Source organism: Mycobacterium sp. smrl_JER01 (assembly GCF_048513595.2).
GTDB lineage: Bacteria > Actinomycetota > Actinomycetes > Mycobacteriales > Mycobacteriaceae > Mycobacterium.
The window spans coordinates 3,166,827-3,181,186 of the sequence record NZ_JBLXXK020000001.1; the positions used below are offsets into that span (position 1 = coordinate 3,166,827).

A 14,360-nucleotide genomic window follows, 5' to 3' on the forward strand; every position below is an offset into this window, starting at 1 on the left:
CATTCTGACCCGCTATGTTCGGCCGGTGGAGAAAGTCATCGTCGCCCTGCGTGGCGAGCCCGGGGACGAGGCCTGGTGCACGAGGTTGCGGACCGACGCGGCCGCGGCGTTGCTGGCTACCGGAGTAGCGGGATTGACAGTGCACGTGCGCGATGCGCCGGTGCGGGACTCGTTGATGACCCTGACCACGCTGGCGCCACCGGTGATCGGCCTGGTCAGCATCTGGACCCCGCAGTACTACGGTGATCAGATCCGAACCGCCACAGCGACGTTGAGCGAGCACTGCGAGCAGCTGGCCGCATATCTGGTGACCGAATCGGTGCCACTTGCCGCGCCGGACACCGCGCCCGGGGAACGCACACCGGGTTTCGCCAACATCGCGCTGCTGCGCAGGCCGGCGGACATGGACGAGGCCACCTGGCTGCATCGCTGGCATCACGATCACACCCCGGTCGCAATCGCGACCCAGTCGACGTTCGGGTACACCCAGAACACCGTGGTGCGCCCCCTCACCGCGGGCGCCCCGGCGATCTCGGCGATCGTCGAAGAGCTGTTCCCGATCGAGGCGACATCGGATCTGCACGCGTTCTTCGGCGCCGCCGACGATGACGAGCTCGCTTCTCGGATGGACCGGATGCTGGCCAGTACCACCGCGTTCGGCGCGAACCAGAATGTCGACACGGTCCCGACCAGCCGCTACGTGCTGCGAAACCCGTTCCCCGCGACCGATACGCTGCCCGGGTGACTCTGCAGATCAGCGACGAGAACCGGGTGCGCACCCTGGTTCTGAACCGGCCCGAAGCGCTCAACGCGTTCAATCAGGAGCTCTACCTGGCCACCGCCACCGCGTTACGGGAGGCCGCCGACGACCCTGACATCGCGGTCGTCATGATCACCGGCGCCGGCCGGGCGTTCAGCGCAGGCAACGACCTCAAGGAGATGCAGGCGGGTATCGCCGACGGTTCACTGACCACGCAGGGCAGCCACTTCACCACGATGATCGACGCCCTCACCGAATTGCCCAAGCCGCTCATCTGTGCTGTCAACGGCGTCGGCCTCGGCATCGGTACGACCATCCTCGGCTACGCCGACTTGGTCTTCATGTCGACGGCCGCGCGCCTGAAGTGCCCGTTCACCAGCCTCGGCGTCGCACCCGAAGCCGCCTCGTCGTATCTGCTGCCACAGTTGATCGGCCGTCAGAACGCGGCCTGGCTGCTGCTGTCCTCGGAGTGGATCGATGCTGCCGAGGCGCAACGGATGGGCATCGCGTGGAAGGTGTGCGATCCCGACGAGTTGCTGCCGGAGGCGCGCCGGCACGCCGCCATCCTGGCCTCGCGGTCGATCCCCAGTCTGGTGGCGGTCAAGAAGACGATCGTCGAGCCCTATCGCGCCGGCATCGCCGCCGCCACCCGATTCGAGAACGCGCACTTCCAGGAACTGCTCGGCGGGGTGGCGAACGCCGCGGCCCTGGCGGAGTTCACCGGTCAGCGCGGTAGCTGAGGCGAATCGGCGGTACGGCTCAGCTCGACACCCGCTCGGGCCTGCAGGCGTAGTGGTCTTCGATGATCGCGCGCAGCGTGCGTCGGCACCGTCCACAGTCCCCGCCGGCACCACAGGCTTCGGCGATCTCCTTGGATGTGCGGGCGCCGTTGGCCACGATCTCGGTGACGGCGTGGCTGGTGGCGCCGGTGCACAGGCAGACGAACATGACGGCCCCCTACACCGGTTCGCCGACGGTCATCAGATGGGCGAAGCGACCGACGAACCGGGTGGGGTAGGCGCCCATGCCCGCATGGCTCATCCATTCAGCCGCGGCGTCGGGGTGCTCGATCCACTGCCGGGCGCTGGCCTCGTCGGCGATCTCCTGCAGGATGAGGACCTCCTGACCGTCGTCGAGGGCACGGTAGACCCAGATCTTGTTCACTCCGCCGCGCCGGAATCGGTCCAGGCCGTCGTGGAGCTTGACCATCAATTCCGGGACATCGGCGACCGCGGACATGACGCCGACGACCACCCGTCCGACGTGAGCGCCGGGCGCCGTTCCGTCCAGATCGATCTTTTCGACGACCTCGCCGCCGAAAATCGGGGGGATATCGTCGGCACCGGAAATGTCGAACCATTCGAAGAGCGCCGGTGACCGCAATACCTCACGAATGGAATGCGGATTCCGTATGCCGATGGTGACCAATATCCGACGCGATTCCCAGATCGATTCGTACAGAACTACATGATGGGCACCGATCGCGGAGAGCTCATCCCGATGGCCGGTCAGCCATTTCCACATCCGATCGACGTCGTCGACGCGGAAATCACAGGCGAGGATGAATGAGTGCAGATCGTACCCACCCATATGGTTACCCTTACCTATCGAACCGCCATTTTGGTTAGCGCAGTCTAACCTTACTTAGCCTAGGCAGTCCAGACTATGGCGTTGATCTGGGGCGGGACTCGATCAATCGGCACGAAAAGGGTGCGGCGCACAACCCACTCCGCACCCCGAGTCGACTAGATTGGAAAGTGCTCGCACCCACAACGGACGTGTATGCGCACGACCCGTGCACATATCGCACGCCATCAGCCCCCTAGTCGTTGAGGAGCCAGTCATGCAAGGCGATCCCGAAGTTCTGAAATTGCTCAACGAGCAGTTGACGAGCGAATTGACGGCGATCAATCAGTATTTCCTGCATTCCAAGATGCAGGACAATTGGGGCTTCACCGAATTGGCCGAGCACACCCGGAAAGAATCATTCGAAGAAATGGTTCACGCCGAGGAGATCACCGATCGCATCCTGCTTCTCGACGGCCTGCCGAACTACCAGCGGCTGTTCTCGCTGCGGGTCGGCCAGACGGTGCGCGAGCAGTTCGAGGCCGACCTGGCGATCGAGTACGAGGTGGTGGCCCGGCTCAAACCGGGGATCGTGCTGTGCCGGGAGAAGGGCGACGCGACGTCGGCGAACCTGTTCGAGAAGATCCTGGCCGACGAGGAGCAGCACATCGACTACCTGGAGACGCAGCTGGAGTTGATGAACCGCCTCGGCGAGGAGCTGTACCTGGCCCAATGCGTGGCCAGGCCGCCGCACTGAGGGTTCCGGACCCGCACCCGCGGGAATGAAGCCTCCCGGAGCGTGTAACTTTCATAGCTTATCTAACGATGTGCTGTGGTGAGTGCACGATCGACCAGGGAGGCAGATATGACGTCGCCGGCCTCAGCGCACGCCGAGACGACCGCACCGGCACAACCGGCGCCGGTCAGCGTCAGCCGCCGCAACCTGATCTTCGTCGCGGTGGTGCTGGGCATGCTGCTGGCGGCGCTGGACCAGACCATCGTCGCGACAGCCCTGCCGACCGTGGTGGCCGACCTCGGCGGGGCCGGTCACCAGGCGTGGGTCGTCACCAGCTACCTGCTCGCGTCGACGATCGCGACAGCTGTCGTGGGCAAGCTCGGCGACCTGTTCGGCCGCAAGGCGGTCTTCGCGGTGGCCATCCTGTTCTTCCTCGCCGGGTCGGTGCTGTGCGGCATCTCGTGGTCGATGGAGATGCTGGTCGCATCCCGCGCGTTGCAGGGCGTCGGCGGCGGTGCGTTGATGGTCACCGCGACCGCGCTGATCGGCGAGGTGATCCCGTTGCGTGACCGGGGGCGCTACCAGGGCGCCCTCGGCGCGGTCTTCGGAGTCACGACCGTGGTCGGCCCGCTGCTGGGCGGCTACTTCACCGATCACCTGACCTGGCGCTGGGCGTTCTGGATCAACGTGCCCATCGGCATCATCGTGCTCCTTGTCGCGCTGATGACGATCCCCGCACTGGGCCGCCGAGCCCGACCGGTCATCGACTATGCGGGCATCGCACTGATCGGCCTCGGGGCCTCCGGGCTCACCCTGGCCACCAGCTGGGGCGGGAGCACCTACCCCTGGTCCTCGCCGGTGATCATCGGCCTGTTCGGCGGGTCGGTGGTGGCGCTGATCCTGTTCGTGCGCGTGGAGATGCGGGCCGCAGAACCGGTGCTACCCATCCGGCTGTTCGCCAGCCCGGTGTTCACGGTGTGCTGCGTCCTGTCGTTCATCGTGGGTTTCGCGATGCTCGGGGCGCTGACCTTCCTACCCACGTTCATGCAGTTCGTGGACGGCGTATCGGCGACCGAGTCCGGGTTGCGCACGCTGCCGATGGTCGGCGGCCTGCTGTTGACCTCGATGGGCAGCGGCGTGCTGGTCAGCCGCACGGGACGCTACAAGGTCTTCCCGGTGGCCGGCACCGCGGTGATGACCGTGGGATTCCTGCTGCTGTCGCGGATGGACCAGACCACGCCGATGCTGCAGCAGAGCCTTTACCTGTTCATCCTCGGCACCGGCATCGGCATGTGCATGCAGGTGCTGATCCTGATTGTGCAGAGCACCGCGAAGTTCTCCGACCTCGGCGTGGCGACATCGGGGGTGACCTTCTTCCGCACCATCGGAAGTTCCTTCGGCGCAGCGATTTTCGGTTCGCTGTTCGCCAATTTTCTCAACGCCCGCATCGTCTCCGCGCTGGCCTCCGGTGGCGCGCCGCCGGAGGCGGCAGCGTCCCCGCAGGCGCTGCACCGGCTCCCCGATGCCGTCGCCGCTCCGATCGTCGAGGCGTACTCGAGTTCCCTTGGCCTGGTGTTCCTGTGCGCGGCCCCGGTCGCGGCGATCGGTTTCCTGGTCGCGCTGACGCTCAAACAGGTACCGCTGCAGGAGCTCGAGGCGACCGGCGTGCTGGACCTGGGGGAGGGATTCGGCATGCCCTCCACCGACACACCGGAGCAGATGCTGGAGACGGCGGTGGGCCGGCTGATCCGCCAGTCCCCGGAGATCCGGCTGCGCAGCATCGCCGGAACCCGGGGCTGCGAATCCGACGTCGCGCTGCTGTGGGCCGTGATCCAGATCTACCGCCACAGTCAGGTGTTCGGCTCGGCGCGGCTGACCGAGATGGCCGAGCGGCTGCGGGTGCCCACCGAGGTACTGGAACCGACGTTCCTGCGCCTGGTGGAGCGCGGCCACGCGCTGCGCACCGGCGATCAGCTCTGGCTGACCCAGTCCGGCGCCCGCCAGGTCGACGCCGCATCCGCGGCTCTGGTGAGCCGGATCGTGGACAAGCTGGCCAACTCACCGACGTTCGAGGGCAGCCCCGACCGCGCGGAGGTCGAGGCGGCGTTGGAGCGCATCGCACAACGGCTGTTGGTGCAGCGGGATTGGGACGACGAGCCGTCCCAACTCGCCACGACCCAAAACTGAAACACGTTACAATCCGGCCATGAGCCGAATCGGAGATTTCGCCGACGACGACGTGACCGGCTTCGCGGTCACGTCACCCGAACTGGGAGCGGCGATGGCGAAGTTCAGCAATGCCGTCTACACCAAGAACCGGCTGCCGATGCGGGTCCGGGAGGCGGCGCGCATCGTGATCGCCGCGGCCAACGAATGTGTCACCTGCCAGAACACCCGGGACTCCGAGGGTCCGGCGAACGGCATCGACGAGGAGTTCTACGACTACGCCGCACAGTGGCGGACCTGGCCCGGCTACAGCGACGCCGAGCGCATCGCGATGGAGTTCGCGCACCGGTTCGCCACCGATCACACCGGACTGCGCGACGACGAGGACTTCTGGGAACGCGCCGCAGCGCACTTCGACGACGAACTGCTCACCGATCTGGCGATCTCCTGCGCGATGTGGGTGGGCATGGGACGGGTACTGCGCACCCTCGACATCGGTCAGGCCTGCAAGATCACGCTGTGAGCGGCCGACGGTGACGGCAGAATGGCTGACATGGCAGCCAAACCGCTCGCCGCCGCGGCCATCGCACAACTGGAGGCCGACGGCGTCGCGACCCTCATCGGCACCGTCGTCAACCCGGCCGGACTGATCCACGCCAAGACTGTTCCGCTGCGCCGGATGGGTTCGTTCGCCGATCCCGGCCTGGGCGCCAGCCCCGTCTGGCACGTCTTCGCCGTCGACCAGACGGGCATCGTGTTCGGCGATGCCACCGGTGTGGTCGGCGATCAGCGAATCCGTATCGACCTCGGCGCGCTGCGCATCCTGGGTGACGGATTCGCGTGGGCGCCGGGGTCGTTCTTCGGCCAGGACGGCGCCCCCGACCCCTACTGCACGCGCGGCGCCCTGCGCCGGGTGCAGGACCGGCTGACCGAAGCCGGTATCGACGCGCTGGTCGGCCACGAGCTCGAGTTCGTCCTGGTCGGCGCCGACGGTTCGGCACTGCCCACCCACCTGTGGGCCCAGTACGGGTTGGCGGGGGTACTGGAATACGAGGGTTTCGTGCGGGACGTGACCTCGGCGGCAAACGCCTCCAGCGTCGCGATCGAACAGTTCCATCCCGAGTACGGGGCCAACCAATTCGAGATCTCGCTGGCGCCGCAACCACCCGTCGCGGCCGCCGACCACGCCACGCTGATGCGTATCATCGTCGGCCGCGTCGCGCGCAAGTACGGGATGCGGGCCAGCCTGTCCCCGGTGCCCTTCGCGGGTAGTGTGGGATCGGGTGCCCACCAACATTTCTCGCTGCGCCGCGAGGGCGCCCCGCTGTTCTCCGGTGGCGACGGGCCGGCCGGCATGACCACCCAGGGGGCATCGGCGATCGCAGGTCTGCTCGCCGGACTACCGGAGTCCCAGGGCCTGCTCAGTGGATCGATCCTGTCCGGACTGCGGATGCAGCCGGGACACTGGTCGGGCGCCTTCGCCTGCTGGGGCACCGAGAACCGGGAAGCCGCAATACGTTATCTGCCCGGCGGGGAAGCGAATCCGCACGGCGCCAACGTCGAGGTCAAGGTGATCGATCCCGCCGCGAACACCTATCTCGCGTCGGCGGCGATCCTGGGACTGGCCCTCGACGGCATCGAACGGGATCTCACCCTGCCCGGCGAGGTCACCGTGGATCCGTCCACCCTCTCCGACGAGGTCCGCGCCCAGGCCGGGGTGACGGTGCTCGACACCGATCAGTCGGCAATTCTCGACGCGCTCGACGGTTCGGTACGGATGCGCGAGATCCTCGGTGACGCGGTGGTGGACGCCGTCGTCGCGGTGCGGCGCTACGAACAACAGCATTACGGACAACTGGGCGCCGAGGAACTCACTGAGAAGTTCCGGCTCGCCTGGAGCGTGTGAATGACGGCGCTGCGCGAGCACGCCGAGGCCGTCCGGCTCGTCGACCACCACGTCCACGGTTGCTGGCTCACCAGCGGTGATCGGGTGCGGTTCGAGAACGCGCTCAACGAGGCCAACACCGAACCGCTCGCCGAGTTCGACTCCGGCTTCGACTCCCAACTGGGATTCGCCGTGCGCGCACATTGCGCCGAGCTGCTCGGCCTTCAGCCACACGCCGATCCGGACCATTACTGGTCCGCCCGTTCGAGCATCGCCGAATCCGTGGTGGCGCAGCAGTTCTTGAGTGCCGCCGGCGTGTCGGACTGGCTGGTGGACACCGGCTTCGCCGCCGGGGTCGCCGATCTCGACGAGCTGGCCGACCTCGGCGCAGGGCGGGTTCACGAGATCGTGCGGCTGGAGTCGGTCGCCGAGCAGGCCGCCGCGGTGCCGGGGGACTACGCCGCGGCGTTCGACGAACTGCTCGAGGAGCAGACCCGCACCGCGGTGGGCACCAAGTCTGTTCTGGCCTACCGGGGCGGGTTCATCGGAGATCTGAGCCTACCGTCTGCGGCCGAGGTCGCCGAGGCAGCCGCCCGCTGGCGTGACGCGGGCGCAACCCGGCTGACCGATCGTGTGCTGCTGCGCTTCGGTCTGCACCGGGCCCTGCGGATCGGCAAACCGCTGCAGTTGCACACCGGCTTCGGCGATCGCGACTGCGACCTGCACACCACCAATCCCGTTCATCTGCTGGACTTTCTGCGAATGAGCGGCCAGACACCGGTGATGCTGCTGCACTGCTATCCCTACGAACGTGAAGCCGGCTACCTGGCGCAGGCGTTCAACAACGTCTACCTCGACGGCGGGCTGGCGATCAACCATCTGGGCGCACGCTCCAGCGCGTTCATCGCACGCCTGCTCGAGCTTGCCCCGTTCCGCAAGATCCTGTACTCGTCCGACGGATTCGGCCCGTCCGAGTTGCACCACCTCGGCGCCCGCCTGTGGCGCCGCGGCATGGCGACCACGTTGCAACGATTCGTCGACGACGGCCAGTGGAGCGAAGCCGACGCGGTCCGCGTGGTCGATCTGATCGCCCACAAAAATGCCAGGCGCGTCTACGAATTGGACTGACCCACCGACCCGTGGACCAAAAACCCTTGACAACATACAACCGTTTGGTTGTATGTTTAGGTGGTGATCGAACAGGACGAGGACAGGGCTGACGCGCTGTTCCACGCCCTCGCCGACCGGACCCGGCGCGACATCATGCGCCGGGTGCTCGCCGGGGAGCACTCGGTCTCCACGCTCGCGGCCAAGTACGACATGAGCTTCGCCGCGGTCCAGAAACACGTCGCGGTACTCGACAAGGCCGGTCTGATCACCAAGCGGCGCAACGGCCGTGAGCAGCTGGCCAGCGGCGACGTGGCAGCAGTGCGGTCGGTGGCATCCATGCTCACCGAACTCGAGCAGATCTGGCGTGGCCGGGTGTCGCGTATCGACGAGCTCATCAGTACAGATCCGAACAATCAGAACCACGACCTCAAGGAGTGACCATGCCCGTGACCGATGTCCAGCAGGACCTGGAGAATCGGACGTTGACGATCGTCGCCGAGTTCGCCGCCCCGGTCGAACGAGTCTGGCAGGTCTACGCCGATCCTCGTCAGCTGGAAAAGATCTGGGGCCCACCGGGATGCCCTGCGACAGTGGTCGACCACGACCTACGGCCCGGCGGGCGCGTGACCTACTTCATGACCGGTCCGGACGGCGAGAAGTACGCCGGGTACTGGCGGGTGACCGCCGTCGATGAACCGAGCAGCTTCTCCTTCGACGACGGCTTCGCCGACCTGGACTTCAACCCGGACCCGAACCTGCCCGTCTCCAAGAACGTCTTCACGTTCACCGAGCAGGACGGTCGCACCCGGTCGACGTTCGTCAGTACCTACCAGTCCGCCGAGGCCCTGCAGCAGGTGCTCGACATGGGTGTGGTCGAGGGTGCGTCTTCGGCGATCAACCAGATCGACGGCCTGCTCGCCGACTGACGCCGACAACGGGCCGCGCGGCCGTTGGCCGAAATGGCCGCGCGGCACACAATCTCGGTACAGCAGGTCAGCGCGCACCACGCAGCAGCCGGCCCGGTCTGGCGCCGGTGTCGGCGCCGTGACGCCGGGTCACCACGCCGCTGACCACCGTGGCGTCGTACCCCGAAGCCCCTTGCAGTAGCCGACGCCCGCCGGCGGGTAGGTCATGGACCATCCGCGGCACACCCAACCGCAGCGTGGCCATGTCGATCACGTTGATGTCGGCCTTCTTACCGGCCTCGATGACGCCGCGGTCAGACAACCCGAAAAGCGTTGCCGTGTCCAGTGTCTGCTTGCGCACCACGTACTCCAGCGAGAACTTCGGGCCGCGGTGGCGGTCGCGGGCCCAGTGCGTCAGCAGGAACGTGGGGTAGGAGGCGTCGCAGATCAGGCCGCAGTGAGCCCCGCCGTCGGAGAGCCCGGACACCGCCGCAGGGCTCTGCATCATCTCGTAGATCGCGCTGTGATCGCCCTCGGCGTAATTGAAGAACGGCAACATCAGCATGGCGCCGGCGTCGTCCTCCAGCATCAGGTCGTACATCGTCTCCAGCGGGTTCTGGCCGCGGTCCGCGGCGATGGCGGCCACCGTCTTGTCTGGGGTGGGCTCATAGTCCGGAGGGTCACCGATGGCGTAGATGCGGTCGGTGCTGTACTGCGCCAAGGCGAACAGACCATCGAGGAGGGCACCCGGCCTCGGCGCCAGATCCTCTTCGGCGAGGATCGCCGCCCTGACCGCCGGGTCGGCCAGTTGAGCTGCGAGCCCGTCACCGGCGGCAGCGGCCGACACCGAACGAAACGTCGGTCGATGGGTGAACGCGTGATATCCCGGGAAGCCCAGCAACATGCCGAACGGGCGAGCCGCAAACTGCGCATAGAGCTCGATACCGTTCTCGTGCGCCTTCTCGGCGCGGTCGAGCTGGCGGCGCCACAGGTCGGGGGCATGCGAGGCCTGGATCAACGTGAACGAGACCGGCCGGGCGATGTCGTCGGAGAGTTTCGCCATCCACTCCATCTCACGCATGCACGCCTCGGCCGGGCTCTCGCCGGCCGTGCCCTGGGGAGCCACCTCGAAAACCGCCCGGCCTCCGGCCGCCATCGCACGACCCAGCCCGAACAGCTCGGCTTCGGCGGCATAGGTACCCGGCACCGCCTGCCCGTCGATTGCGCGGTGCGCCTCGGTGCGCGAGGTCGAGAAGCCCAACGCGCCCGCCTCGATCGCTTCCCGGACGATGCGCGCCATCGCCGCGATGTCATCGGCGGTGGCTTCCTCGTTGTCGGCCCCGCGCTCGCCCATGGCATAGCCACGGACCGCGCCGTGGGCGATCTGGGTCCCGTAATCGACTGCCAAGCTGCGCTTCTCGATCGCGTCCAGGTACTCCGGGAAGCTCTCCCACTGCCAGGTGATGCCCTCGGCGAGTGCGGAGCCGGGGATGTCCTCCACACCTTCCATCAGCTCGATCAGCCACTGCTCGCGGCCCGGCCGCACCGGGGCGAAACCGACACCACAATTGCCGCTCACCACGGTCGTGACGCCGTGCAGACTCGACGGTTCCAAGGTCTCGTCCCAGCTGACCTGACCGTCGTAGTGGGTGTGCACGTCGACGAACCCCGGCGCGACGATCCGGCCGGTGGCGTCGATCTCCTCGGCGGCCTCGGTCTGCAATCCCGCATCGTCGCCGTCGCGGCGCCGCACCTCGACGATGCGGCCGTCCCGGATGCCGACGTCGGCCCGGAACCGCTCGGCGCCCGTCCCGTCGACGACCGTGCCGCCGGTGATCTTCAGATCCAGCATGAGTCGCTCCTCAGACCAGGCCGGTCGCGTCGAACACCCACGACATGTCGGCGTTGGCGAAGTCATCCATCCAGGTCGGCGGGGCATGAGCGGTCAGCGCGCCCATGTCCCAGTAGTCCTTCCACAAGGTGATCAAGCCGCCCTCGACCCGGTGCACGGTGACGAACTTCAGCAGTGCGGATTCGCCGCTGCCCCAGAGCCATTCCTCGCTGTGTTCGTACATCACATCGGTGCCGTTGCTGACCATCAGGCCAGGGAAGTTCCGGTAACCGGCCAGCGGTTCAAGACCGATCTTCAAACGCTTGACGATGTCCGCCGGCCCCCGGGCGGCGGCCGTGGGACCGACCGGCATGTCCAGATAGATGCAGCCTGCGGACAGCAAACCCGCCACCGCGTCCCAGTCGCGGGCCGACAGCGCCGCCCACATGGCCTCCACGGTGGCCTCGGCCTGACCTGGGTCGGCTCGCTGATCAACCGGCATGTGCCAACTCGCTTTTTGCTGTCGCGACGGCGGGGGACCGGTGCGCGGCGCGCAGGAAACGACCGGTGCGTTCGGCGCCGACGAGCGCGGTGGGCCGGCCCTGAAGGAACACCGCACGGCCACCGACGAACACGGCGGTGACGGTCTCGTCGTTGCGGTTGACCATGCGCGAAAGCCCGCCGTAGTGCGTCACCGGGTCCTCGGCGTAGCGGTCCAACGAGTCGTCGAGACGCTCGGGATCGATGACCACCACGTCGGCGCGGTCCCCGAGCCGCAGGTGTCCGGCGTCGATGCGGTACCAGTCGGCGAGTTCACCGGTGAGCCGGTGCACGGCATGTTCGACGGTCATGAAAGGCCGCCCGGCTCGTGCCTCGTCCCGAACGTGGCGCAGCAAGCGCAACCCCATGTTGTAGAACGCCATGTTGCGCAGGTGCGCCCCCGCGTCCGAGAACCCCATCTGGATCCCGGAGTCGGCGGCGAGCTTCTTGAGCACCTCAGGACGGTGGTTGGAGATCGTGGTGCGCCAGCGCAACTGGGCGCCGTACTCGACGACCAGGTCGAGGAATGCGTCCACCGGATGCAGACCGCCGCGATCCCGGCCCACCTCGCCGAACGACTTGCCGACGGTGGAGGCGTCGGGGCAGGCCACGATCTCGGCGTCGAAGAAATCGCGGTGCCACACCCGCATCCCGAAGCTGGCGTCGTAGTCCTTGCGGAACCGGCGCCGGTAGGTCTCGTCGCGCAACAACACATTGCGCTTGACTTCGTCGGCCAGGTGCAGCGCCGCGGCGCCCGAACCGAACTCCTCGAAGATGACCAGGTCGATCCCGTCGGCATAAACCTCGAAGGGCACCGGCAGGTGCTGCCATCGGAAGTTGCCGCCGAGCCGGTTGACCAGCCGCGCCAGCGGGCCCAGCAGTGTGACGGCTGCCGGGTTGGACTTGACGTCGGCGGCCGAGAGCAGGCTGGTCTTGAGCGGGTTACGTATGACACCCAGCGACTGCGCAAGCTGGGAGCCGACGTTGACGGGGTTGGTGATGTCCGGGCCCGACTGCAGGACCCGCCCACTACGGCGGAGCAGGGATTTCAGCCTGCGCAGCTCCCGGGGCCTGGCATAGGTCGACGGCAGCGTACGGGAGCGGCAGACCTCCCCGTCGAGCTTGTCGAAGAGCAACTGCTGGGACGACATTCCGACGAATCCGGCGCGTAGCGCCGCGGCCAGCATCTGCTCCATCTGGGCCTGCTCGTGCTTCGTCGGTCGCACATCTTTGCGGGTGGCGCGGTCGAGACCGAGCACCGCCGCCCGCATGTCGGAGTGGCCGAGGAACGCCGCGACGTTGGGGCCCAGCGGTCGCGCCTCCAGCGCAGCGATGTACTGCTCTGCGTCCGACCAGCTCTTGTGACGGTCCACCGCGGCGATGACGTGCTCCCGGGGGATGGCCTCGACCCTGCCGAAGATGTCGCCGGCATCGCTACCGTCGACGTACACGGTCGACAACGAGCACGATCCGAGCAGCACCGTCGTGACGCCGTGCCGCAACGATTCCGCGAGCGCGGGCCCGTCGAGCACCTCGATGTCGTAGTGGGTGTGGATGTCGAGCATGCCGGGCAGCACCCACTGCCCGGAGGCGTCGATCACCTGCGAACATCCGGCGTCGTCGAGGTCGCCGTCGATGATGGCTGCAATGTGCCCGTCCCGGATGCCGATAGTGCGCACCGCAGAGGGCGCGCCGGTGCCGTCGAACCAGCGGCCGTTGCGGATGATCGTGTCGTAGGTCACAGCATCGGTCACAGTGCTCATCGAACAGCGCGCCGACGCGAGTGTCAACGAAAATGGTGAACAGATTCTGTTGAGTGTCTACTCGGACCGGCGTACCGGTCCGACGCGCATAATCGGTGGCTGTGACGCCGCTGCAGCGATACATCGCCGAGGAGATCGCCACCGACCACGTGGACGGTCTGCTGTCCCGGCGGGAAGCGCTGCGCCGACTGGCGCTGCTGGGGGTCGGAACCGCAGCCGCCACCGCCCTGATCGCCGCCTGCGGCCAGAACACCCAGCAGCCCGGGAGTTCTGCCGAGAACGCCGGGGACCCGTCGCCGTCCGGCCCCGAGTCCGCGTCACCGCCGCCCGGCATGGATTCAGCGCGGCCCACCGTGCCCATCACGTGGCCGGGTCCTGCCGGTGAGCTGCAGGGCGCATGGGCCGACGGCGCGGGACCCGGGAACGCGGATGCGCCGTCCACCGAGGCCCGCGGCGGCATCCTGGTGATCCACGAGAACAAGGGACTCAACGACTGGGTGCGTTCGGTGGCCGCCAGACTCGCCGGAGCAGGGTACTCCAGCCTGGCCATCGATCTGCTCTCCGCGCAAGGCGGCACCGCGACGTTCGACGATCCCGCGCAGGCGACAGCGGCGCTGGGCACGCGCACACCCGAAGACATGGTCGCCGACCTCAGATCCGGTATCGCCGAAGTGCAGCGGCGCACCCCGGGGCGCACCGTCGCCGCGGTGGGCTTCTGCATGGGCGGCGGTCTGGTGTGGCAGTTGCTCGCCGCGGGCGCGCCCGAACTGGCGGCCGCATTCCCCTTCTACGGACCCGCGCCGGACGACCCGGACTTCACCGGGTCGCGCGACGTTGCGGTACTCGGCTTCTACGGCGAACTCGACCAGCGGGTCAACGCCACCGAACCGGTCGCCGCTGCCGCCCTGCAGGACGCCGGTCTGGTGCACGAACTCGTCACCGAACCCGGTGCCAACCATGCCTTCTTCAACGACACCGGCGATCGCTACGACCCGGCCGCGGCGGCGGACGCGTGGACCCGCATGCTCGACTGGCTGGCCGTCCACGTCGGGTAACGGGCACCGACACGACACCTGCTGTTCGACATCCGGCCGACCA

At 67.4% G+C, this 14,360-nt stretch carries 15 protein-coding genes; 10 read left to right on the forward strand and 5 right to left on the reverse strand.

Annotated features, from left to right (window positions below):
- The first annotated feature begins 25 nt into the window (after nucleotides 1–25).
- Together ACNUDN_RS14810 and ACNUDN_RS14815 are read left to right on the forward strand one after the other, a co-directional pair.
- A complete protein-coding gene (locus ACNUDN_RS14810) occupies nucleotides 26–745 on the forward strand; it encodes a hypothetical protein (protein ID WP_419122640.1) in 720 nt (239 codons plus the stop codon).
- The gene (locus ACNUDN_RS14815; protein WP_419122641.1) at nucleotides 742–1,500 is read left to right on the forward strand and encodes an enoyl-CoA hydratase/isomerase family protein; all 759 of its coding nucleotides are present in this window, start codon (nucleotides 742–744) and stop codon (nucleotides 1,498–1,500) included. Before ACNUDN_RS14810 ends, ACNUDN_RS14815 begins: the two co-directional genes overlap by 4 nt.
- A gap of 19 nt (nucleotides 1,501–1,519) precedes the next feature.
- Here ACNUDN_RS14815 and ACNUDN_RS14820 read toward each other — a convergent pair whose 3' ends face one another.
- Together ACNUDN_RS14820 and ACNUDN_RS14825 are read right to left on the reverse strand one after the other, a co-directional pair.
- Nucleotides 1,520–1,708: a (2Fe-2S)-binding protein gene (locus ACNUDN_RS14820; RefSeq protein ID WP_419122642.1), complete on the reverse strand. Its 189-nt coding sequence runs from the start codon at nucleotides 1,706–1,708 to the stop codon at nucleotides 1,520–1,522.
- 9 nt (nucleotides 1,709–1,717) lie between these two features.
- Nucleotides 1,718–2,350 carry a fatty-acid--CoA ligase gene (locus ACNUDN_RS14825; protein WP_419122643.1) on the reverse strand — a complete coding sequence of 211 codons (633 nt, stop codon included), beginning with the start codon at nucleotides 2,348–2,350 and terminating at the stop codon, nucleotides 1,718–1,720.
- Between the two features lie 253 nt (nucleotides 2,351–2,603).
- Here ACNUDN_RS14825 and bfr point away from each other — a divergent pair, with 253 nt between their 5' ends.
- The 7 genes from bfr to ACNUDN_RS14860 all read left to right on the forward strand — a co-directional run bounded on the left by bfr (nucleotide 2,604) and on the right by ACNUDN_RS14860 (nucleotide 9,149).
- A complete protein-coding gene (bfr, locus tag ACNUDN_RS14830; protein ID WP_419122644.1) occupies nucleotides 2,604–3,083 on the forward strand; it encodes a bacterioferritin in 480 nt (159 codons plus the stop codon).
- A 108-nt stretch (nucleotides 3,084–3,191) separates the two neighbouring features.
- Nucleotides 3,192–5,249 carry an MDR family MFS transporter gene (locus tag ACNUDN_RS14835; protein ID WP_419122645.1) on the forward strand — a complete coding sequence of 686 codons (2,058 nt, stop codon included), beginning with the start codon at nucleotides 3,192–3,194 and terminating at the stop codon, nucleotides 5,247–5,249.
- Between the two features lie 19 nt (nucleotides 5,250–5,268).
- The gene (locus ACNUDN_RS14840; RefSeq protein WP_419122646.1) at nucleotides 5,269–5,751 is read left to right on the forward strand and encodes a carboxymuconolactone decarboxylase family protein; all 483 of its coding nucleotides are present in this window, start codon (nucleotides 5,269–5,271) and stop codon (nucleotides 5,749–5,751) included.
- A 21-nt stretch (nucleotides 5,752–5,772) separates the two neighbouring features.
- Nucleotides 5,773–7,134: a type I glutamate--ammonia ligase gene (locus ACNUDN_RS14845; protein WP_419122647.1), complete on the forward strand. Its 1,362-nt coding sequence runs from the start codon at nucleotides 5,773–5,775 to the stop codon at nucleotides 7,132–7,134.
- Nucleotides 7,135–8,241, forward strand: a complete 1,107-nt coding sequence (locus ACNUDN_RS14850) for an amidohydrolase family protein (protein WP_419122648.1) — start codon at nucleotides 7,135–7,137, stop codon at nucleotides 8,239–8,241.
- Nucleotides 8,242–8,304: 63 nt separating this feature from the next.
- Entirely contained in the window at nucleotides 8,305–8,661 is a 357-nt protein-coding gene (locus tag ACNUDN_RS14855; RefSeq protein ID WP_419122649.1) for an ArsR/SmtB family transcription factor, read from the forward strand.
- Between the two features lie 2 nt (nucleotides 8,662–8,663).
- On the forward strand, nucleotides 8,664–9,149 hold the full coding sequence (locus ACNUDN_RS14860; protein ID WP_419122650.1) for an SRPBCC family protein: 486 nt from the start codon (nucleotides 8,664–8,666) through the stop codon (nucleotides 9,147–9,149).
- 67 nt (nucleotides 9,150–9,216) lie between these two features.
- On the opposite strand, the gene ACNUDN_RS14865 is transcribed toward ACNUDN_RS14860, so the two are convergent.
- The 3 genes from ACNUDN_RS14865 to ACNUDN_RS14875 are packed head-to-tail and all read right to left on the reverse strand — an operon-like array spanning nucleotide 9,217 to nucleotide 13,262.
- Nucleotides 9,217–10,980, reverse strand: a complete 1,764-nt coding sequence (locus tag ACNUDN_RS14865) for an N-acyl-D-amino-acid deacylase family protein (protein WP_419122651.1) — start codon at nucleotides 10,978–10,980, stop codon at nucleotides 9,217–9,219.
- Between the two features lie 10 nt (nucleotides 10,981–10,990).
- Nucleotides 10,991–11,461, reverse strand: a complete 471-nt coding sequence (locus ACNUDN_RS14870) for a nuclear transport factor 2 family protein (protein ID WP_419122652.1) — start codon at nucleotides 11,459–11,461, stop codon at nucleotides 10,991–10,993.
- The gene (locus ACNUDN_RS14875; protein ID WP_419122653.1) at nucleotides 11,451–13,262 is read right to left on the reverse strand and encodes an N-acyl-D-amino-acid deacylase family protein; all 1,812 of its coding nucleotides are present in this window, start codon (nucleotides 13,260–13,262) and stop codon (nucleotides 11,451–11,453) included. The genes ACNUDN_RS14870 and ACNUDN_RS14875 overlap by 11 nt, the downstream gene beginning before the upstream one ends.
- Nucleotides 13,263–13,363: 101 nt before the next feature.
- Between ACNUDN_RS14875 and ACNUDN_RS14880 the strand changes: the two genes are divergently transcribed.
- Entirely contained in the window at nucleotides 13,364–14,317 is a 954-nt protein-coding gene (locus ACNUDN_RS14880) for a dienelactone hydrolase family protein (protein WP_419122654.1), read from the forward strand.
- Nucleotides 14,318–14,360 lie beyond the last annotated feature (43 nt).